General features: G+C 67.8%; 20 protein-coding genes and 1 pseudogene. 9 read left to right on the plus strand and 12 right to left on the minus strand.

Translation table 11 applies throughout. From position 1 onward, the window contains the following. Positions 1-315: 315 nt before the first annotated feature. From G4G29_RS16750 to G4G29_RS16770, 5 genes are read right to left on the minus strand one after another with little or no spacing between them, the layout of a single operon-like run. Positions 316-1,068 carry an ABC transporter ATP-binding protein gene (locus G4G29_RS16750; protein ID WP_183150887.1) on the minus strand — a complete coding sequence of 251 codons (753 nt, stop codon included), beginning with the start codon at positions 1,066-1,068 and terminating at the stop codon, positions 316-318. Beyond that, positions 1,058-1,822 carry an ABC transporter ATP-binding protein gene (locus G4G29_RS16755; RefSeq protein WP_183150888.1) on the minus strand — a complete coding sequence of 255 codons (765 nt, stop codon included), beginning with the start codon at positions 1,820-1,822 and terminating at the stop codon, positions 1,058-1,060. Before G4G29_RS16755 ends, G4G29_RS16750 begins: the two co-directional genes overlap by 11 nt. After that, entirely contained in the window at positions 1,819-2,934 is a 1,116-nt protein-coding gene (locus G4G29_RS16760; RefSeq protein WP_244632132.1) for a branched-chain amino acid ABC transporter permease, read from the minus strand. Before G4G29_RS16760 ends, G4G29_RS16755 begins: the two co-directional genes overlap by 4 nt. Continuing rightward, positions 2,918-3,802: a branched-chain amino acid ABC transporter permease gene (locus tag G4G29_RS16765; protein WP_183150889.1), complete on the minus strand. Its 885-nt coding sequence runs from the start codon at positions 3,800-3,802 to the stop codon at positions 2,918-2,920. The genes G4G29_RS16760 and G4G29_RS16765 overlap by 17 nt, the downstream gene beginning before the upstream one ends. Positions 3,803-3,809: 7 nt before the next feature. Then, the gene (locus G4G29_RS16770; protein WP_202045322.1) at positions 3,810-5,048 is read right to left on the minus strand and encodes an amino acid ABC transporter substrate-binding protein; all 1,239 of its coding nucleotides are present in this window, start codon (positions 5,046-5,048) and stop codon (positions 3,810-3,812) included. Positions 5,049-5,253: 205 nt separating this feature from the next. Between G4G29_RS16770 and G4G29_RS22710 the strand changes: the two genes are divergently transcribed. The 8 genes and pseudogenes from G4G29_RS22710 (at position 5,254) to G4G29_RS16800 (ending at position 11,171) form a co-directional block, all read left to right on the plus strand. Then, on the plus strand, positions 5,254-5,433 hold the full coding sequence (locus G4G29_RS22710) for a hypothetical protein (protein ID WP_244632615.1): 180 nt from the start codon (positions 5,254-5,256) through the stop codon (positions 5,431-5,433). After that, entirely contained in the window at positions 5,364-5,771 is a 408-nt protein-coding gene (locus tag G4G29_RS22715; RefSeq protein ID WP_244632133.1) for a substrate-binding domain-containing protein, read from the plus strand. Before G4G29_RS22710 ends, G4G29_RS22715 begins: the two co-directional genes overlap by 70 nt. Before the next feature lie 5 nt (positions 5,772-5,776). Continuing rightward, entirely contained in the window at positions 5,777-6,205 is a 429-nt protein-coding gene (locus tag G4G29_RS22720) for a substrate-binding domain-containing protein (RefSeq protein WP_244632134.1), read from the plus strand. Positions 6,206-6,227: 22 nt separating this feature from the next. Continuing rightward, complete coding sequence (locus G4G29_RS16780; RefSeq protein WP_244632135.1) at positions 6,228-6,932, plus strand: FCD domain-containing protein; 705 nt, start codon at positions 6,228-6,230, stop codon at positions 6,930-6,932. Between the two features lie 118 nt (positions 6,933-7,050). Next, positions 7,051-7,923 carry an NAD(P)-dependent oxidoreductase gene (locus G4G29_RS16785; protein WP_183150890.1) on the plus strand — a complete coding sequence of 291 codons (873 nt, stop codon included), beginning with the start codon at positions 7,051-7,053 and terminating at the stop codon, positions 7,921-7,923. Positions 7,924-7,964: 41 nt separating this feature from the next. After that, the gene (locus G4G29_RS16790) at positions 7,965-9,317 is read left to right on the plus strand and encodes an MFS transporter (RefSeq protein WP_183150891.1); all 1,353 of its coding nucleotides are present in this window, start codon (positions 7,965-7,967) and stop codon (positions 9,315-9,317) included. After that, positions 9,314-10,174, plus strand: coding sequence for a transketolase (locus G4G29_RS16795; protein ID WP_183150892.1), 861 nt, complete (start codon positions 9,314-9,316; stop codon positions 10,172-10,174). The genes G4G29_RS16790 and G4G29_RS16795 overlap by 4 nt, the downstream gene beginning before the upstream one ends. After that, a pseudogene (locus G4G29_RS16800) lies at positions 10,171-11,171 on the plus strand (transketolase C-terminal domain-containing protein). Before G4G29_RS16795 ends, G4G29_RS16800 begins: the two are co-directional and overlap by 4 nt. 7 nt (positions 11,172-11,178) lie before the next feature. On the opposite strand, the gene G4G29_RS16805 reads toward G4G29_RS16800, so the two are convergent. Together G4G29_RS16805 and G4G29_RS16810 are read right to left on the minus strand one after the other, a co-directional pair. Continuing rightward, positions 11,179-12,678: an arylsulfatase gene (locus G4G29_RS16805; protein ID WP_183150893.1), complete on the minus strand. Its 1,500-nt coding sequence runs from the start codon at positions 12,676-12,678 to the stop codon at positions 11,179-11,181. 84 nt (positions 12,679-12,762) lie between these two features. Continuing rightward, positions 12,763-13,656 (minus strand): formylglycine-generating enzyme family protein, encoded by an 894-nt coding sequence (locus tag G4G29_RS16810; protein WP_183152880.1) that lies wholly within the window; start codon positions 13,654-13,656, stop codon positions 12,763-12,765. Positions 13,657-13,736: 80 nt separating this feature from the next. On the opposite strand from G4G29_RS16810, the gene G4G29_RS16815 reads away from it, so the two are divergent. Then, the gene (locus G4G29_RS16815) at positions 13,737-14,042 is read left to right on the plus strand and encodes an NIPSNAP family protein (protein ID WP_183150894.1); all 306 of its coding nucleotides are present in this window, start codon (positions 13,737-13,739) and stop codon (positions 14,040-14,042) included. A 28-nt stretch (positions 14,043-14,070) separates the two neighbouring features. On the opposite strand, the gene G4G29_RS16820 is transcribed toward G4G29_RS16815, so the two are convergent. From G4G29_RS16820 to G4G29_RS16840, 5 genes are all read right to left on the minus strand, one after another. Continuing rightward, positions 14,071-14,409 (minus strand): L-rhamnose mutarotase, encoded by a 339-nt coding sequence (locus G4G29_RS16820; RefSeq protein ID WP_183150895.1) that lies wholly within the window; start codon positions 14,407-14,409, stop codon positions 14,071-14,073. Beyond that, entirely contained in the window at positions 14,406-15,722 is a 1,317-nt protein-coding gene (locus G4G29_RS16825) for an MFS transporter (protein WP_183150896.1), read from the minus strand. Before G4G29_RS16825 ends, G4G29_RS16820 begins: the two co-directional genes overlap by 4 nt. Positions 15,723-15,789: 67 nt before the next feature. After that, positions 15,790-17,247, minus strand: a complete 1,458-nt coding sequence (locus tag G4G29_RS16830) for an L-fucose/L-arabinose isomerase family protein (RefSeq protein WP_183150897.1) — start codon at positions 17,245-17,247, stop codon at positions 15,790-15,792. 42 nt (positions 17,248-17,289) lie between these two features. Next, positions 17,290-18,744: an L-fucose/L-arabinose isomerase family protein gene (locus tag G4G29_RS16835; RefSeq protein WP_183150898.1), complete on the minus strand. Its 1,455-nt coding sequence runs from the start codon at positions 18,742-18,744 to the stop codon at positions 17,290-17,292. 48 nt (positions 18,745-18,792) lie between these two features. Continuing rightward, positions 18,793-19,803 carry an ABC transporter permease gene (locus G4G29_RS16840; protein WP_183150899.1) on the minus strand — a complete coding sequence of 337 codons (1,011 nt, stop codon included), beginning with the start codon at positions 19,801-19,803 and terminating at the stop codon, positions 18,793-18,795. Positions 19,804-19,824: the final 21 nt, after the last annotated feature.

Raw genomic sequence — 19,824 nt, forward strand, 5'->3', positions numbered from 1 at the left:
GAGCAGGGCTCCGACGACGGCCACCGCGGCGACCAGCGCACCCGTTCGTCGCACGCCGAAGGACCGAGGAGGAGGTGCTGCCGATCGAGTGTTCGAGCTCGCGGGGCGCATGATTCGTTCGTGCATCAGAGACCTCTCAACGTCGTCGTCGTGTGGTGTCGTGCCGATGGTCGTGCTCCTTCTCCGGGGCGGCACTGCAGCGGGGAAGGCGTGGAGCGGTACAGCAGGTCGGGGCGTAACCGCTTTCGCAAGCGCTTCCGCCAGATGGACGAGAAGGGCGGGAGGAGGCAGTCGCTGCCTCCTCCCGCCGGAGGTTCATCCCGCGTCGGGGACGGCGGGCTTGCCGCCGAGATACAGCGCGGCGAGGGTCGGATCCGCGAGCAGCTCGGATGCCGGACCCGAGATGTGCACCCGGCCGAGGTCGAGCACGCACCCGATGTCGGCGGTCTCGAGCGCCCGCCGCGCGTTCTGCTCCACGAGCAGCACGGCGGTGCCCGCATCGCGCATGCGCACGATCTGCTCGAACACCTTCTCGGTGGTCTTGGGGTCGAGGCCCATCGACGGCTCGTCGAGGAGCACGACCTTCGGGCTCACCATGAGCGACCGCGCGAACTCGACCTGCTTCTGCTGTCCGCCCGAGAGCAATCCGGCGAGCTGCTTCCACCGCTCCCCCACGATCGGGAAGAGGTTCTGCACGAACTCGACCCGCTCCTGGATGACCTTCTGATCCTTGAGGGTGAAGGCGCCGAGCATCACGTTCTCGCCGACCGTCATCTCCCGGAACACGCTGTGCCCCTGCAGCACGTGCGCGAGTCCGTGACGCAGCATCGACTGCGGCCCCTCGCCGGTGATGTCGCGGCCGTCGACGCGGATGCTGCCCGACCGGGGCTTGAGCATGCCGCTGGCCACCTTGAGCACGGTCGACTTGCCGGCGCCGTTGGGTCCGACGAGGCAGACCACCGATCCGGGCGGCACCTCGACGGTGAGTCCGCGGAGCACGAGGGCCGCACGGCCGTAGCCGGCTTCGATGTCGCGCAGCTCCAGCAGGTTCTTCGCTTCAGACTCCAAGGTAGGCCTCCAGGACTCGCGGGTCTTGCTGGATGATCTCGGGCGTTCCCTCGGCGATCTGGCGCCCGCGGTCGAACACCACGACGTGGTCGCACAGGCTCATGACCATCTCCATGTTGTGCTCGACGATGATGAACGTCTTGCCCTCCTCGTTGAGCTCGCGCACGAGCGTGGCGATGCGTCCGATCAGCGCCGGGTTCACCCCACCGGCCGGCTCGTCGAGCATGATCGTGTCGGGCTCACCCATGAGCACGCCCGCCAGCTCCAGCAGCTTCTGCTGGCCGTAGCTGAGGTTGCGGGCCTCGGCGTGCTCGAGGTGGTCGATGCCGACGCGTCGCAGCCAGCCGCGCGCCCGCTCCAACTCGTCGGGATCGTGTGCCGAGCGCAACTGCTGGCGGATGCTCGTGCTGCGCACCGCCACGAGCAGGTTCTCCATCACGGTCATGCGCGGGAAGACCCGGCACAGCTGGAAACTGCGGCCGATGCCGGCGCGGGCGATGCGGTCGGGCGACTTGCGGGTGATCGCCTGCCCCCGGTAGCGGACCTCGCCCGAGTCGGGCTTGATCATGCCGGTCACGCAGTTGAAGAAGGTGGTCTTGCCCGAGCCGTTCGGCCCGATCAGGCCGTTGACCTTGCCCTCCTGGAAGGTGACCGTCGCCCCGTCGACGGCGGTGACGCCGCCGAAGGACTTGGTCATCTCGACCGTGCTCAGGCTCTCGAGCGTGCGGGTGGACTGTGCCGTTGGGGCGTTCATGACGACGTCTCCTTCGTCGAGGCATCCGCTGTTCGGGCCCTGTTCTGCTCGAGCAGCTCGCCGGCGGTGACCTCGCGGATCGACGCGGCGTTCGAGGACCGGGTGAACAGTCCCTTCACGGCGGGGATGATCCCGTCGGGCATGAAGAGCACGACGATGCCGAGGAGGATGCCGGTGGCGATGAGGTGGAACTGCGTGTCGCCGAACTCGAGCTTGAAGTACTCGAGCGCGATGCCGACGACGACGGCTCCGAGCAGCGGTCCGAAGAGGTTGCGCACTCCGCCGAGCAGGGCCATCAGCACCATGTACGAGCCGATGAGGATCGAGAACTGGAAGATGGGGTCCAGGTCGCCGAACCACAGCGCGTAGAGTCCGCCGCCGAGCGAGACGAACAACGCCGACAGGACGTAGGCGATCAGCTTGTACCGCGTGGTGGGCACGCCGAGCGCCTGCGCCTTGTCCTCGTCTTCGCGGACCGACTTGAGTGCGGTGCCGAACTTGGACCGGTCGATGATCCACCACACGACGAGGGCGAAGGCCAGCAGGCCCGCGAACAGGTAGTAGAAGATGCGGTGGTGCTCGGGCCGCAGCACGTCGAACGGACGCGGGACGTTGAGCCCCTCGGAGCCGCCGGTGACCTCGCGCCAGCTCTGGAACACCAGCAGCATGATGAGGACGAAGGCGATCGACACGATCACGAACGAGGCGCCGCGCACCCGGAGGGCGGCGATGCCGATGGGGATCGCGATGATCGAGACGAGCACCGCCGCGAGGATCCAGGCGACGAATCCCGGCAGATCCAGGTACTTGATGAGCAGCCCGGTGCCGTATGCGCCGAGTCCGAAGTAGGCGGCATGCCCGAGGGAGATGTATCCCGTGAAGCCGCCCATGAAGTTCCACCCCGTCGACAGCACGGCGTAGTTGAGGATGACGACGCCCGCCGACAGGATGTACGGGTTCGGGGCGATCAGCGGGAAGGACAGCACGAGCGCGGCGCCGACCACGAGCAGGACGAGGCCCACCCATCTGCTCGACTTCCGCCGCACGGGTGCGGGCGGGGCGACCACGACCGTCTCGGTGGCGATCGGCTCTCTGCTAGAAACGCTGGGCAAGACGACCTCCGAAGAATCCTTGCGGACGGAACATGAGCGTGGCGAACAGCGCGACGTAGAAGACCGTCTGCGCCCACGTCGGTCCCAGTGGGAGCTGGAGCAGGCTCTGCGCGACCCCGAGGACGAGGGCCGCGATGGCCGCTCCGGGGATGCTGCCGAGTCCGCCGACGACGATGATCGCCATGAGCGGCCCGATCCAGTGCCAGTGCAGCGAGGGGTAGATCGTGGCGTCGAGCGAGAGCGCGGTGCCGCCGATCGCCGCCGTGGCGAGTCCGAGTCCGAATCCGTAGCCGGCGACCCGGTCGGTGTTGATGCCGACCAGGCGTGCGGCCTCGGGGTGCTGGATCGTCGCCCGCAGCGCCTGCCCGAACTTCGTGTACTTCAGCAGCACGAACAGCAGGGCGAGGGCCACGGCCGCGAGACCGAACGCGATGAGCTTCACCACCGGCACCTGGGCGCCGAAGAAGTCCAGACTCGCACTCGCGTACGGCAGCGGGATGCGGCGCTGGGTGCCGGTGAAGAAGAACCCGAGCGCCCCCTCGATGATGAGCGCCACCGCGAAGGTGAGCAGCACCGACATCATGGTCAGCGTCAACGGCTTGAGCCTCGACACCAGCAGACGTTGCATGACGACACCGGTGAGGAAGAACAGCGGGACCGTGACGACGAGCGACACCAGCGGGTCGATCCCCGTCTCGCGGTTGAACCACCACGCGAGGTACGCCGCGAGGATCAGGAAGGCGGAGTGCGCGATCATGACGACGCGCATGATTCCGAAGTACAGCGTGAGCCCGGCCGCCAGGAGGGCGTAGAGCCCTCCCAGCAGGACGCCGAGGATCAGGCTTTGCAGCAGCAGTGCTCCACTCACGTGCGGATCACCACGTCGGCTTCGGGAACAGGAAGTCGGCTTCCTTGACGTCTTCGGGCAGGACGATCAGGATCTCGCCGTCGATCCACTGCTGGATGAGGTGGGCGCCGGTGGGCTTGCCCGTCTCGTCCCAGCTGAGGGGTCCGACCACGGTCTCGACCTCGTTGTCGCGCAGCCAGTCGATGAGCTCCTGCTGGCAGTCGCCCTGCTCGGCGCATCCGACGGCCTCGACGGCGGCGGCGACGACCTGGCCGGTCGTGTACGCGTTCGCCTCATCCTCCGACGGCGGGTTGCCGTGCATCTCGGTGTACTTCTCGACGAACTCGATGTTGCTCGGGAACTGCGACTTGGGCGAGTACCCCGTCGGCGCCAGGATGCCCTCCGTCGCGCCGCCGATGGCTGCGGCGAACTCCGGGTTGGTCGGCGCGGTCGAGAACGCGGCGAGCTCGGGCTGATAATTCAGCTGCTGCAGCGCGATGATCAGGTTGACCGCGTCCTGGTACTGCGTGCCGCCGATGACGATGTCGGCGTCGGACTGCGCGATCTTCGCGGCGATCGTGGAGAAGTCCGTCGTGTTGGGCGGGTAGACCTCGTTCACGAGGATCTCGACCCCGGCTTCTTCCAGCTTGTCCCTGAGGCCGTAGGCGGTGCCCTGGGCGAAGGGGTCGTCCATGGCGGCGACGGCCGCGGTCTCCGGGCGCTGGTCCTCGGGGAGGGCCAGCAGGTAGTCCGCGAGGTTGTTGTAGTGGTCGTTGGCGATCGCGGGCGCGGCGTAGAAGAGGTTGTCGAAGCCCTGCTCGAAGACCTCCTCCGCGGCTCCGGCCGGCTCGACGAAGAGCATGCCGTACTCCTGCGCGACCCGGGCGGACGGGACGACGAGCCGGGTGGAGAACGGACCGAACACGAGGTCGACGCCGTCCTGCGCGATCAAGGACTCGTAGTCGGAGACGACGCGGTCGGCGTTCGACTGGTCGTCGAGGATCTTGAGCTCGACCTGACGACCGAGGAGGCCGCCGTTCTCGTTGACGATGTCGCGCCAGGCCTCGTAGCCGCGTTCGACGCCCTTGCCCGGCTCCGAGAAGTCTCCGGTGAGCGGGAGGGAGATGCCGATGACGATCGGATCGTCGGAGCCGCCACCCCCTTCGCCCTGGTCTCCGGTTCCGGAACAGGCCGAAACCGTGAGCGCGGCGATCGAAAGCGTTCCGATCGCGGCAGCGATCCGTCGACCGTGTCTGGGTGCAGTCATCCGAGTCTCCTACGTCATCGTAGCGAAAGCGCTTTCGTAAGCGCTTCCGCCACTATAGTGGGAGGGAAGAACGAAGAGCAACCTACAGCGCAATCAGCGTCGATCTTGCTCCTCAGGGGGAGGCTTCGTGAAGCGTGAGGGCGCGCCACGACTCATCGATGTGGCCGAAGCCGCCGGCGTCTCCCTGGCGAGTGCGTCGAGAGCGATGTCCGGCGGATCGGGGATCTCGCCCGAGGTCGCCGAACACGTCCGCGGCATCGCCCAGGCGCTCGGCTACGAGCCCAACATGCATGCGCGCGGCCTCGCCGGGGGCTCGTGCCCACCATCGGACTCGTCGTGCACGAGATCGGCGACCCCTACTTCTCCGACATCGCCAGCGGCGTGATCCGCAGTGCGACGCAGCAGAACCGATCCGTGCAGATCGCTCAGGCCGACCGCACGCCCGACAGCGAACTGGCCCAGGTGAAGTCGCTGCTGCGACAGCGCATCGGCTCCATCATCATCGCCGGCTCCGGGTACGCCGACCCCGCGATCGAGCAGCCGATGGCGGAGGCGCTGCTGGACTTCACGGCCGCGGGAGGACGCGTCGCGGTGATCGGCCGCCACCACCTCCCCGTCGATGCGGTGCTCCCCGACAACCATCGCGCCGGCGTCTCCGTCGGACGACACCTCGCAGATCTCGGGCATCGCCGGATCGGCGTGGTCGCAGGGCCCCCGAGCTGAACACGGTGGCCGATCGCATCGCCGGGCTCCGCGAGGGCACCAGCGATCCTGGCGTCGAGCTCACCGTGGTCTCCAAGGCGTTCACGCGCGAGGGCGGCATCGCCGGTGCGCGCGAGCTGCTCGACCGGGGCCTCACGGCCATCGTCGGGCTCAACGACGCGATGGCCATCGGCATCCTCAGCGAACTGCGCCAGCACGGCATCCGCGTGCCGGAGGAGATGTCGGTGGTCGGCTTCGACGACATCGCCGTCGCGCCGGACGTGGCGCCCGCGCTCACCACGGCGCGCATCCCCATGCTCGAGATGGGTCAGCACGCGGTCTCGCTCATCCTCCGCCCGGCGAGCGACGAGGCGCGGACCATCACGACGGCGCATGAACTGATCATCCGCCAGTCGTCGGGGCCTCCTGGCCTGACCGCGGCGCGGATATCATAAAGGTCGACCAATCGGAGCCGCCGTGACCACGACCTTGGAGACGCTCGTCTCCCGCCTCGTCGCCCTCGCCGTCGAAGAGGAGGGCTCCTCGGCGCGGCGCCTGCCGCCGGAGCGCGAACTCGGCGATGCACTGGGGATGAGTCGCGGGGCGCTGCGCGAGCACCTCGCCGTGCTCGAGCGCCTCGGCTTCCTCCACCGCACCCAGGGTCGCGGTACGTACATCGACGCTCCGGGCGACGACTTCGTCCGCAGCTACTTCACCATCGCGAGGGAACTCGGCTACCTGACCGACAGCCAGTTCGCCGAATCGCGCGTGCTCCTGGAAGAGGCCGTCGCCGAGGCCGCCGCCGCACGCGCGACCGCGATCGACGTCGCCCACCTGCGCGAACTCGTCGATCAGATGGTCGCCGCGACGCGGTCCGGCGACCACGAGGCGGCCTTCGAGGCAGACGTCGCGTTTCACCGGAGCCTCCAGAGCATGGTCGACAATCCGGTGCTCCGCCTCATCCACGAGGGGCTGAGCCACGTGCTGCGCGAGACGATCCGCGTGCGACGGCTGGATGCGGTCGCCGTGGAGACCCTGGACGCCGACGGCGTCCTGCGCACGGACAGCGTCCACTACCCGATCGTGGACGCGCTCGAGGCCGGAGACGCCGAGGCGGCGCGAGCCGCGATGCGCGAGCACTTCCGCAACTGGCAGTCGCTGCCGATCGCCGCACACCGTTGAGCACGGGATTGGTATAACCAATCTTGACATGCCCGCTTCGCGGTCGTATTCTGATCCACAGATTGGTTAACCAATTCTCAGATCATCGGCCACACGGACCAATGGAGGTCAGCGAGTCATGCCGGACACCGCCGCAGCAGTCACATTCGTCGGGTTGGGTGCGATCGGACTCCCCATGCTCCAGCGCCTCGTGGACGGCGGGATCGACGTCACCGGCGTCGACCCCTTCCCCGGCGCCCGCGAACGCGCACAGGCGGTCGGAGCCGCGACGGTCGGGGCCATCGGCGACGCACCTGCGGCCGCGGTCGTGGTGGCGATGGTCGCGACCCCCGACCAGCTCGACACACTCGTCGACCAGGCCCTGGCCGCCGGAGCCGTGCGCGGACAGCTCTGGGCCGTGATGAGCACCGTCGGACCCGAGGCCGTCGTCTCGGCCGCCGCACGACTGACCGACGCCGGCGCCGCGGTGGTCGACGCCCCGGTCACCGGCGGTGTCGCGCGAGCTCGCACCGGCGAACTCACCATCTTCGCGTCCGGAGCGGAAGCGTCGATCGCCCGCCTCGAACCGGTCCTCTCGCGGTTCGGCGCCGTGCGCATCGTCGGCGACGAGGTCGGGCGCGGACAGGCCATCAAGGTCGTCAACCAGCACCTCTGCTCCGTGCACATCGTGGCCGCCGCGGAAGCGCTCGCTCTGGCGACGGCACTGGGACTCGACCCGGCCGAGGTGCTGCCCCTGCTCGAATCCGGCGCCGCCGGATCCTGGATGCTGTCCGACCGCGGCCCACGGATGCTCGAAGGCACCGACGTCGAGGTCACCAGCCAGATCAACATCTTCGTCAAGGACTCGGGACTCGTGTACGACGCCGCCCGCGCCGCCGGAGCCGAGAGTCCCCTGCTCGACGCCGCACGCGAGCGCTACCTCGCCGCCCAGGCAGACGGCCTCGGCACGCGCGACGACTCGCGCGTGATCGAGACCTACCGCCGTCGCTGACGGCCACCACCACTCACCGCCCTGTTCAAGGAGGAACACCCATGGTCAACATCACCCGTCCCCCGGCGCGCACACCGCAGCGCGACAACCCCGTCAAGGTGTCGATCGCATCGATGATCGGCACCGCCGTCGAGTCATACGACTTCTTCATCTACGGCACCGCGTCGGCCGCCTACTTCGGCTCCGTCTTCTTCCATGCCGAAGACCCGATCGTCGGCGTGCTGCAGTCGTTCGCGGTGCTGGCTGTCGGCTTCTTCTTCCGCCCGCTCGGCGGCTACCTCGCAGGACATTTCGGTGACCGCATCGGCCGCAAGACGGTCCTGCTGGCATCGCTCATCGTGATGGGCGCCGCCACCTTCCTCGTCGGGCTGCTCCCGACGTACGAGATGGTGGGAGTCCTCGCTCCGATCCTGCTGATCCTCCTGCGGGCCGTGCAGGGGATCGGCTTCGGCGCCGAATGGGGAGGCGCGGTGCTGATGGCCGTCGAACATGCCCCGGCGCAGCGTCGCGGGTTCTTCGGCTCCGTGCCCCAGATCGGCATCCCGGCCGGGCTGCTCCTCGCGAACGGCACCTTCCTGGCCTCGAACGCCCTGTTCGAGGGTGACTGGGTGTGGCGCGTGCCCTTCCTGCTCTCGATCGTGATGGTCGCTATCGGTCTCTGGATCCGCCTCGGCGTGAAGGAGTCCCCCGAGTTCGAGAAGATGAAGCAGGCCGGAGAGATCCACAAGCAGCCCGCCCTCCAGGTGCTCAAGCAGGACTGGCGACTGGTGTTGCGGATCATCGGACTCCGTCTGGCCGAGACCGGCGGCTACTACATCACCACCAGCTTCGTGCTCTCGTACGTCGGGCTGGCCGCGATCAGCGACTCGCAGTACGTGCTGTGGGGAACCATGATCGGCTCCGCACTCGGACTCGGATCGCACCTCCTCTACGGGGCGCTCAGCGACCGGATCGGGCGCAAGCGCGTCTTCCTCATCGGCGCGATCTTCACGATCCTGTTCGGCATCCCGATGTTCCTTCTCATCAACACCGGCGCCGTGATCATGATCATCGTCGCGGTCGCCCTGAGCCTGCTCTTCAGCCACGACCCGATCTTCGCGGTCGAGTCGAGTTGGTTCAGCGAACTCTTCTCCCGGGATGTGCGCTCGTCCGGCATCTCGCTCGGCTACAACGGCGCGTCGATCGTCGCGGGTCTGCTTCCCTTCCTCGCGACGGCACTCTACGCCGGCGTGGGATGGCTCGGCCCTGCTCTGCTCTTCGTGGCCCTGGGCATCATCTCCACGTCCGTCGCAGCCGTCACCCGAGAGACGGCTCCCATCCGCGTCGGCGACGCGACCCCACCGTCCGACGTCGCCGTCGCCGTCGCCGCCCCTGCCACCGAAGGAACCCGATGACGACCGCCACCGCATCCGACCGCGCGCGACGCATCCGCGACAGCGCCCACCGCATCCGCCTGAACGCCCTCCACATGGGTGAGGTGCAGGGACAGGGCTACGTGGGCCAGGCGCTCGGCGCCGCCGACGTGCTCGCCGCGGTGTACCTCGACCAGCTGCGCCACCGCGCGGACGACCCGCACTGGGACGACCGCGACCGGTTCCTGCTCTCCACCGGCCACTATGCGATCGCGCTCTACGCCGCACTGGCCGAGGCGGGCGTCATCCCGCAGGAGGAACTCGACACCTACGGCTCCGACGACTCGCGTCTTCCCATGTCGGGGATGGCGAGCTACACCCCCGGCATGGAGATCTCCGGCGGCTCGCTCGGCCATGGCCTCACAGTCGCGGTGGGCATGGCACTGGGCCTTCGCCACCAGGGCAGCGATGCCCGCGTGTTCACCTTCCTCTCCGACGGTGAGCTGAACGAGGGATCGACGTGGGAGTCAGCGATGGGCGCTGCCTCGCATCGGCTCGGCAACCTCACCGCGCTGGTCGACATGAACGCGCTGCAGGCCGACGGCCCGACCGCCGACGTCCTGTCCCTCGAACCCGCCGAGGACAAGTGGGCGTCGTTCGGCTGGCGCACCCAGCGTGTCGACGGCAACGACCCGGAAGCGATCCTCGCCGCGTTCGACGCGATAGACGACCGCGACCCGGTGGGCGCACCGCAGGTGATCCTCTTCGACGTGAAGGTCGGCAAGGGCGTCCCCCTGTTGGAGGACCGCGAGAAGAACCACTTCATGCGCATCGACGAACACGAGTGGGCGATCAGCCGCGAGCAGCTCATCGCCGGCTACGAAGGAGCGAACAGATGACCACCCCCACGAAGCCGAAGCTGAAGACATCGGCGATGATCGCGTCGTTCGCCGAGCCGGGGCAGAAGACGGCGTCCGCGCCGTTCGGCGAAGCGCTCGCCCGACTCGCCGACACCGACCAGCGGGTCGTCGGCCTCAGCGCCGACCTGGCCAAGTACACCGACATGCACGTCTTCCGCGACGCGCACCCCGAGCGGTTCTTCCAGATGGGCATGGCCGAGCAGCTGCTCTTCGGCGCTGCCGCCGGCATGGCGGAGGTGGGGCTCATCCCCTTCGCCTCGACCTACTCCGTGTTCGCCTCTCGCCGCGCGTACGACTTCATCGCCCTCGACATCGCCGAGCCGAACCTCAACGTCAACGTCGTCGGGGGCCTTCCCGGACTCACCACCGGGTACGGACCCAGCCACCAGGCGACCGAGGACATCGCGATCTTCCGCGGCATGCCCAACCTCACGATCGTCGACCCCTGCGACTCGGTCGACATCGCGCAGGCGGTGCCGCAGCTCGCCGCATCCGCGGGGCCGACCTACCTCCGCCTGCTCCGGGGGAAGGTGCCGACGATCCTAGACGAGTACGACTACTCCTTCGAGCTCGGCAAGGCCAAGGTCGTGCGTCCGGGCAACGATGTGGTCTTCGTCTCCAGCGGCCTGATGACGATGCGCGCTCTGCAGGCTGCGGAGCGTCTCGCCGCACACCGGATCGACGTCGCCGTCGTGCACACCCCGACCATCAAGCCGTTCGATGAGGAGACGGTCCTGCGCGAACTCGACACCCCGCGGCTCGCGCTCACCCTCGAGAACCACACCGTGGTCGGGGGCTGTTCGAGACGGTCGCCTCCGCCCTGGTGCGTCGCGGAGCCACCCGCCGCGTCGTGCCCGTCGCGTTGCCCGACCGCTTCCTCGACGCGGGAGCCCTGCCGACGCTGCACGAGCGCTATGGCCTCGCGACCGATGTGATCGTCGATCGCGTCATCGAGGAGCTCCGCGCCGCGGACTGACCGACGCTCAGGAGCTCCCGACCGTCGAATCCAGCTTCGCCATGACCTGGTTGATGGTGAACGAGGCCGACTCCTGTCGGGCGGGGAACTCGGCGAGAGTGCCCAGCATCTTCGCGACGTACGCCTGCGCGGGGATCATCAGGAACACGTGGTCGAGCACCCAGTCCCAGTACGTGTTCGACGTGATGTCGGCGCGTTCGAAGGGATCCGTCCGGAGGTTGAAGAGCTTCGGGAAGCGCAGCTCGATGTAGGGCTCCTGCCAGACCTGGAGGGTGCCCGCGGCGCGCTGCTCGAGGAACACGAGCTTCCAGTTCTCGAAGCGCAGCGCCGTGAGGTCTCCGTCGTCCGAGACGTAGAAGAAGTGCCGCCGTGGACTGTGCTCGGCGGCCCCCGTGATGTAGTCGAGCTGGTTGTGCCCGTCGAGGTGCACCTTGTAGTCGGTGCCGTGCAGCGCCGTGCCCGACTTCAGCCGCTCGGCGATGTCATCGTCACCCACGGCCGCCAACAGCGTGACGAACCAGTCGTTGTGGCTCACGATCCCGTTGAGCGTCGTACCGGCGGGGATGCGTCCCGGCCAGCGGACCATCGCGGGGACGCGGTAGGCGCCTTCCCAGTTGGAGTTCTTCTCGTTGCGGAACGGGGTCATCCCGGCGTCCGGCCAGCTGTTCATGTGCGGGCCGTTGTCGGTCGAGTACATGACGATCGTGTTCTCAGCGAGCCCGAGTTCGTCGAGCAGGTCGAGCAGGCTCCCGACGACATCATCATGATCGAGCATCGTGTCGTGGTAGTTCGACTGCCAGCGCCCTGCGCGTCCCTTGCTCTGCTCCTTCGTGTGGGTGCGGAAGTGCATATGCGTCGAGTTGAACCACACGAAGAAGGGGGTGTCGTCCGCGGCCTGGGTGCGGATGAAGTCGGCGGCGGCGTCGCGGAACTCCTCGTCGACCGTCTCCATGCGCTTCTTCGTCAGCGGGCCGGTGTCCTCGATCCGTTGCGTCCCGTCCTCTCCCGCCCACGAATGGATGACACCACGGGGACGGAACCTCTCGCTGAAGCCGGGGAACTCCTCGTCGGTCGGGTAGTCCGGATGCTCCGGCTCCTCCTCCGCGTTGAGGTGGTACAGGTTGCCGAAGAACTCGTCGAAGCCGTGGGCGGTCGGCAGATGCTCGTCGCGGTCGCCGAGGTGGTTCTTGCCGAACTGACCCGTGGCGTACCCGTGGTGCTTGAGCGCGTCGGCGATCGTGGGGTCCTCGGGCTGGAGCCCCAGCTTCGCACCCGGCATGCCCACCTTGGTGAGTCCGGTGCGGTACGGGTTCTGTCCGGTGATGAAGGCGGCACGACCGGCGGTGCAGCTCTGCTCGCCGTAGTAGTCGGTGAACTTCACGCCCTCGTCGGCGATCCGGTCGATGTTCGGCGTCCGGTAGCCCATGAGCCCGTCGGAGTACGTGCTCAGGTTGGCGATGCCGATGTCATCGCCCCAGATGATGAGGATGTTGGGCTTGTCAGCCATGCCTGACTCCTTGCGTCGACCGATGAGGCGGGCGGTTGCCCTCGGTCGAGCCAAGCATTCTCCGCGCCCCGCGCGAAGGGGCCCTCACTCGGAGCGGGTGAGGCGGAATCCGATGTGGGACATGCCGGTGTCTTCGGCCTGCGGCGAGCGCGCGGCCGGCCGGAACCGCAGACAGTAGTCCGGCGAGCAGAGGTGCGAACCACCCTTGAGGACACGGCGAGGGATGGCGGGGAAGCCCTCCTGCGCGCTCGCCGCCGCCAGCAGGTTCGTCCGCTTGCCCTGGTCGACGGGAGTGTCGGACAACCGGATGTGCCTCGGCGTGTAGAAGTCGGTCGTCCACTCCCACACGTTCGCGATCATGTCGTAGAGGCCGTAGCCGTTGGGCGGGTAGGAGCCGACGGGAGCCGTGCCGCCGACGCCCTGGTTGTCGTAGGGGAAGCGTCCCAACCAGGAGTTCGCCTGGGCGACGCCGCCGGGATACGCCTCATCGCCCCACGCGAAAGCCGTGCTCTCCTGTCCCCCACGCGCCGCGTACTCGTGCTCGACCTCGGTGGGAAGTCGCATCCCGGCCCAGTCGGCATAGGCGACGGCGTCTTCGAACGCGATGTGGACGACGGGATGCTGGAGCAGCTGATCGATCGAGGAATCGGGTCCGAACGGTCGACGCCAGTGCGCCCCCGGCTGCCATCGCCACCAGTTGCGCCAATTCCGCAGGTCTGTCGGGCCCGCGGTCGGCGTGAACACCATCGAGCCGGGGACGAGATCCGCGGGGTCGGCGCCGGGGAAAGCGGCGGGGTCGAGCGGACGTTCCGCGACCGTCACGTATCCGGTCGCGTCGACGAATTCCGCATACTGCGCGTTGGTCACCTCGTACCGGTCGATGAAGAACGATGCGACTTCACGCTCGTGCACCGGCCGCTCGTCGGGGTAGAAGTCGTCCGACCCCATCAGGAACCGGCCGGCGGGGATGTGGACCATGTCGCGCGAGTTCGTCACGGGACTCAGCGTAGTCACCGGGTGCGGTTCGGTGGCCGGTGGACCTCTGGAAGGATCGTCCCATGATCACGATCCACCTCCGCTACGAGATCGACCCCGACAAGCTCGACGACTTCACCACGTACGGGCGGACGTGGATCCGACTCGTCGCCAAGCACGGCGGCACCCACCACGGGTACTTCATGCCGAGCGAAGGAGACAGCGACGAAGCGTTCGCCCTGTTCACCTTCCCCTCCCTGGCGGCGTACGAGACCTACCGCACGGCATCGCGCACCGACCCGGAGTGCATCGAGGCGTTCGAGTTCGCCCGCACCACGCGGTGCATCCGACGGTACGAGCGTCGCTTCCTCAGCCCCGTGTTCGACTGATTCCTCCGCAACCGATGCCCGGCGACGCTCAGTCGAGGTGGAAGTACTCCTCCCACACGTCCAGAGCGCCGTCGGGTCGACCCCGCTCGAAGTACGGTGCCATCGATGCCTGCCACCGGGTGTTGACCTCGCGGCGGGCCACCTCGGATTGCGCCCGTGCGAAGTCCTCGGTCTCCAGATAGCCGATCACGATCCCCTCGTCGCGACGGATGAACAGCGAGTAGTTCGTCCACCCGGCTTCGGTCAGAGCGGCGAGCATCTCGGGCCAGACCTCGGCATGGTCGCGGAGGTAGTCGTCGACACGACTCGGGCGGAGCCGCATCGTGAAGCAGACCCGCTGGATCGTCGGAGACGCAGCCGCACTCATCGCACCACCGGTTCCTGCTGCTCGGACGCTCCCGCGCCGTAGCGCTCCTCCTCGATCTCCTTCAAACTCCGACCGCGCGTGTTCGGAGCCCAGATCGCACCGACGAGAAGTGCGACGGCGAGGAAGCCGATCATGATGAGACCGACGTTGGCGACTCCGGTCGTCGCGAGCAGCACGGGGAAGAAGTAGCTGAGGAAGCCGATGGCGAGACGCGCAGCGAAGAAGAGCAGACCCTGGGCGCTCGCGCGGTACGGGGTGGCGAACAGCTCGCTCGCCCACAGCCCGTAGAACGCCTGCGCGCCGATGCCGGCCGACAGGCCCCAGAGCACGGCGAACGTGATGAGCGTGGCGGTCCCCGGCTCACCGAAGACGAGCGCCATCCATCCGAGGATCCCCATCACGGCGCCGATGATGTAGAGCAGACGCCGCGACATCCGGTCGGCCAGCATCATGAAACCGAAGTAGGTCGCGATGACGGTGCATCCCCACACCAGCACCTGCAGGAGGTCCTGCTCGACGACGCTCTCGACTCCGGCGGCCTCGTAGACCCGGGGCATGAAGATACCGGCCTGACCGGCGACGATCCCCCAGAAGCCGTAGATCCCGAAAAGGAAGAGCAGGGCGGTGATGTTGACCTTCTTCGACAGCAGGGCTCCGAAACCGCGCCCCGTGCGAGAAGCCGTTCCGCTCTTCACCTCGTTCGCGCTCTTCTCCTTCTGGTCCTTCCACAGCTGAGACTCCGGCAGCCCCTGCCTGACCCACCAGACGACGGCGGCCACGACGAAGAGATGGAGGAAGATCATCCGGCTGCCGAAGAGCTCGAGCGGCGCGAGCAGGGCGGCGAGCGCGAACCCGACCAGCGGCCCGAACGACCACGCGAGCTGCGCCGTGCCGACGTGCTTCGCGCGGTTCCTCGACGGCGCCTGTTCGGCGATGTAGGTCCAGGACGCGGGGACTCCGGCCCCGACGGCGATTCCGGTGATGATGAACCCGAGGAACAGCATCGGCACGTTCACGGCGAACGCCGCGAGCAGGACGCCGATCATGAACACGACGAGGTCGTACGTGTAGATGAACTTGCGGCCGAGACGGTCGCTCAGCGGGCCGCCGAGCATCGCGCCGATGGCCGCGCCGAAGGCGTTCGCGCTGAAGGCCGCGAGCAGCCCGGCGGTCAGATCGGTGAACCCGAGTTCTGCCTGCCAGAAGCCGAGGCTGGTCGCGATCGCGATGATCGAGCCGGCTTCGATGTAGTTGGACATGGCGACGGCGATGGTGGCACGCCATCCCGTCGTCGAGGTGCTGCCGATCTTCACGGTGTTCTCCTTCGGAGGTGGCCCTGGCAGGGCCGTCGGGGGGTGAGGTGGATTGCGGAGGATGCGATCAGCCGACCGACACCTGCCGGAACTCGATGCCGAGCAGATTCGCCGCAGCGCGGAAGTCCTGTGCCCGGTGTCCGGTCGACAACGCCCAGTGGTGGTCGACCCCGCTTGCACTCCAGGCATCGACCCACTCGCCCGGGTGGCACCCGAAGTCGACACGGGAGGTCGTGTTGCCGATCGCGAGCAGCGGGCCGGGGACCACTTCGCCCTCGGAGGCGACGAACACATAGCTGCCGTCCCGCTCCTGGCCGACGCCGAACGTGGTCACCGGTCCCTCTCTGACGTCGAACTCGACGCTCACGCCCCACCCGCGCTTGCCGTGATAGATGCCGAGTCCGCGCAGCAGCGGGTCCCGCTGGCTGATCGCCAGGTGCGCCGGACCGTCGTGGCCCATCTCCACGACGCCGTCGAAGAAGTTCAGGGCCTGGATCTCGGTGAACGATCCGCCCGCGCCGATCGTGTCCGCCACCAGCATGGCGATGCTGTTGCGGAGCTCGTACTCGCCGGCCATCGGGACCCCGCGCGCTGTCAGCAACGACGCGCCGAGGATCATGCCGGCGCCCAGACGCTCGTGCTGCTCGCCGTTGAGGCCGCGGTGGTAGTAGGCCATCGAGTCGAGCTCGAAGTCATCGACCAACCGGTCGAGTCCGACCGACACCTTCGCACCCCAGGCCAGGTCGTCTTCATTCACGGATGCCTCGTCGAGGACGAAGACCTCCTTGGCGAGAGCGATGCGCTCGCGGGTCTCACCGTCTGTGACGCCTTCCACGCGCACCCGCAGGTCGTCGAACTCGACCACCTCCACGTGCGAGCCGAACTGGGTGGACACCGAGGTCAGGTCCGTCGAGACGTCGAGCATCCCCGGATACAGGTGTCCCATGAGTCCATGACGCGCGTGACGCAGGGTCGCGCGGACGTCCGCAGCGGCGATCCAGCGTTCGATGCGCGCCCACGCGCTCTCATCGCGCAGGTATCCCGAGACCGAGCGGAACTCGATACCGCCGCGCCGGAAGACGTTGCCGACCTCGGGCACCGCGCACTGTCCGCAGTACGCGAGCCACTGGCCGGTGTCGAAGGTCGCATGGTCCATCGATTCCGTGGGCTGCAGGTCGATCACCAGGACCGGGGCCCCGGAGCGCTGTGCGATCGGGAGGACCATCGATGCCGTCAGATACGTGGTGAGGAAGACGACGATGAGGTCCGGGTCCGCGAGGCGGAGCTTCTCGGCGGCGGCGGCGGCATCTTTCGCGTCCGAGATGAAGCCCACATCGGTGACCTCGGCATCCAGATTCTGGAAGCGCTCACTGACATAGCGCGACGACGCCTGCAGCTGAGGGAGCAGGTCAGGGAACTGCGGCCAGTACGCTCCGAGACCACCGGCGACGAGGCCGATCCTGGTCTTACGACGGTTCTTACGGGGAAGCAGTTCTGCGATGCGGGCACGACGAACGTCGCTCATGGTGATCTCCTGATTCTTGAGGGGAAGTGTCGGGGGTCCGGGTTAAGGCTGGACCAGGCGGAATTCTGCGCCGAGGAGGTCGGCGAGAACCTCGATGTCTTTCGCGAGATGGCCGACGGCCATCGACCAGTGGTGAGTCGAGCCGGACTGTGCCCAGGCGTCGGTCCAGTCGCCCGGATCGCACCCGAAGTCGACCCGCGTGGTCGTGTTGCCGATCCTGATGGCGGGCCCCGGTACGGCTGTGCCCTCCGACGCGATGAATCGGAGGCGGCCATCGTGCAGTTCGCCGATCGAGAACTGGGTCACGGGACCGGGCCGCACGGTCGCTTCGACGGACGCCCCGCCCCCGGACTTGCCGTGGAACACCTCGAGGTTGCGGAGGACGGGACGGTCCGAGGTGATCGACGCGTCTGCGGCGTCGTTGTGGCCGAGTTCGACGTGGCCGCGGTCGAAGTCGAGCGCCTGTCCTTCCGTGAACGTGCCGCCGCCACCCAGCTGCCCGGTGATGAACATCGCGATGCCCGCACGCAGCTCGAACTCGGTGACGGTAGGAACGCCGCGGGTCGACAGCAGCGTCGCGCCGATGGGGAACGCCGTGGCCAGTCGACTGTAGATGTCGTCGGAGTTGCCCATGTGGAAGTAGGCGAGGGTGTCGAGGTCGTACTCCTCTATCAGGCGATCGAGGGCGACCGAGACGCGCGCCTGGAAGCTGATGTTCTCCAGGTCTGCTTCCTCGTCGACGGCGAACACGCGGTGCACCGTGGTCAGCGCCGCCTCGGTCTCGGCGTCGGTCACTCCGTCGTAGAGGCGGCGCAGGTCGTCGAGTTCGAGGATCTCGACGTGCCCCCCGAACGTGGAGTACGTCGACGTGATGTTGGAGGCGATGTCGAACATCCCCGGGTACAGGTGGCCGAGCAGACCGTAGCGACCGCGGCGCAGGTTCGCCACCACCCCGGTCGCTCGCACGTAGCGGCCGATCTTCGTCCAGGCGCGCTCGTCGTCGAGGTATCCGGACACGCTCCTGGCCGGGAGACCGAGGCGCTCCAGCGCCACGCACATCTCCGGGAGGCCGGCCGACCCGGCATAACCGAGCCAGTCCCCCGTGCCGAAGTTCGCGTGGTCCATGCTCCGCCCCGGCTGCAGACACACCAGGAGCACGGGCGCGCCCCCGTACTTGAAGATCGGCAGCACCTGGGCGCTCGTCATGTAGGTCGAGACGAAGAGCACGATCAGGTCGACGTCGGCCTGTCGGATGCGGTCGGCGGCAGCCGCGCCGTCGACCGGATCGGACACCACACCGAAGTCGGTGACGGTCGCTCCGATCCCCTCGATGCGGTCGGCGATGGTCGACGCGGATGCGCGCACGGTGTCGAGCAGTCCGTCGAACTGCCCCCAGTAGACGCCGAGACCGCCGGACACGAGTGCGATCTTCGGCGTCCCGTACGTGACGCGGGAGAGCGGTTCGGGAGCGATCACAGGAAAGGGATGCGTGGTCATGAGAGTCCTCGATGGGTCGGGGTGTGGTCGGCGGTCGGAACGGTCTGGTCACTCGACACTCTTCTTCCCCCTTCGGCTGAGCAGGATGTTGATGAGCACCGAGACGACGATGATCGCGCCGGACACGACGTCCTGGATGTACGAGTTGACGCCGAGCAGGATCAGGCCGTTGCCGATGATCGCGATGAAGATGACGCCCAACAGCGTTCCGAGCATCGACCCTCGACCCCCGGCGAGCGCAGTGCCGCCGACGACGACCGCGGCGATCACATCGAACTCCAGTCCGGTCGCCGCACCGCTGTTACCCGAGCCCAGACGGGCGGTCAGAAGGATGCCGACCACCGCGGCGAGCAGGCCCGTGATCGCGAAGACCGCGATGCGCGTGCGGGTGACATGGATGCCGGAGAGCATCGCTGCGCGCGCATTGCCGCCCACCGCGAAGACCGAGCGGCCGAAGCTCGTGCGGGTCGAGACGAAATAGAAGATCACGAAGAGCACGAAGAAGACGACGACGGGCGTGGGCACGGGACCGATCGAGCCCGCGAGCACGTCCATGAACTCGCTGGTCTCGACGGGGACGGGCAGGGCGTTGGTCATGAATTGCGCGAGCCCACGGTAGGCGCTCCACAGGCCGAGCGTGACGATGAACGACGGGATGCCGAGCACCGCCCGCAGCCAGCCGGCCAGCCCGCCGACGACGAGACCGCCGATGAGCACGGCGACCATGCCGCCAGGGAGTCCGATTCCCCAGGGGCCGGCCATCTCGGCGAGCATGACCGACCAGAAGGCCACAGCCGGCCCGATGCTGATGTCGATCTCGCCGGAGACGATGACGAGGGTCGCGCCCCATGCGACGATGCCGACCGTGGCCGCGTCGCGGAGGATGCTCCAGACGTTGTTCTCGGTCGCGAACCCTGGGGCGACGACGGAGAGGATGATCACGAGCACGATGATCGCGACCGCGAGCCCGATCTCGTTGATCCGCTGGGTGTTGAGAGCACGCAGGAACGGCACGCCATGTGTCGTCCCCGGTGCGCCGGGGGTGAGTGTGCTGGTCATGAGGTGTCCTTCGGGTATGGG

The organism is Microbacterium sp. Se63.02b (assembly GCF_014171575.1).
In the GTDB taxonomy this organism is placed as follows: Bacteria; Actinomycetota; Actinomycetes; order Actinomycetales; family Microbacteriaceae; genus Microbacterium.

Coding starts and splice junctions, on each gene's coding strand:
- G4G29_RS16840 (WP_183150899.1), bottom strand. CDS start 19,803: ATGACCAGCACACTCACCCCCGGCGCACCGGGGACGACACATGGCGTG.
- G4G29_RS16815 (WP_183150894.1), top strand. CDS start 13,737: ATGATCACGATCCACCTCCGCTACGAGATCGACCCCGACAAGCTCGAC.
- G4G29_RS16830 (WP_183150897.1), bottom strand. CDS start 17,247: ATGAGCGACGTTCGTCGTGCCCGCATCGCAGAACTGCTTCCCCGTAAG.
- G4G29_RS16785 (WP_183150890.1), top strand. CDS start 7,051: ATGCCGGACACCGCCGCAGCAGTCACATTCGTCGGGTTGGGTGCGATC.
- G4G29_RS22710 (WP_244632615.1), top strand. CDS start 5,254: ATGTCCGGCGGATCGGGGATCTCGCCCGAGGTCGCCGAACACGTCCGC.
- G4G29_RS16820 (WP_183150895.1), bottom strand. CDS start 14,409: ATGAGTGCGGCTGCGTCTCCGACGATCCAGCGGGTCTGCTTCACGATG.
- G4G29_RS16770 (WP_202045322.1), bottom strand. CDS start 5,048: ATGACTGCACCCAGACACGGTCGACGGATCGCTGCCGCGATCGGAACG.
- G4G29_RS16790 (WP_183150891.1), top strand. CDS start 7,965: ATGGTCAACATCACCCGTCCCCCGGCGCGCACACCGCAGCGCGACAAC.
- G4G29_RS16795 (WP_183150892.1), top strand. CDS start 9,314: ATGACGACCGCCACCGCATCCGACCGCGCGCGACGCATCCGCGACAGC.
- G4G29_RS16755 (WP_183150888.1), bottom strand. CDS start 1,822: ATGAACGCCCCAACGGCACAGTCCACCCGCACGCTCGAGAGCCTGAGC.
- G4G29_RS16805 (WP_183150893.1), bottom strand. CDS start 12,678: ATGGCTGACAAGCCCAACATCCTCATCATCTGGGGCGATGACATCGGC.
- G4G29_RS16810 (WP_183152880.1), bottom strand. CDS start 13,656: ATGGTCCACATCCCCGCCGGCCGGTTCCTGATGGGGTCGGACGACTTC.
- G4G29_RS16835 (WP_183150898.1), bottom strand. CDS start 18,744: ATGACCACGCATCCCTTTCCTGTGATCGCTCCCGAACCGCTCTCCCGC.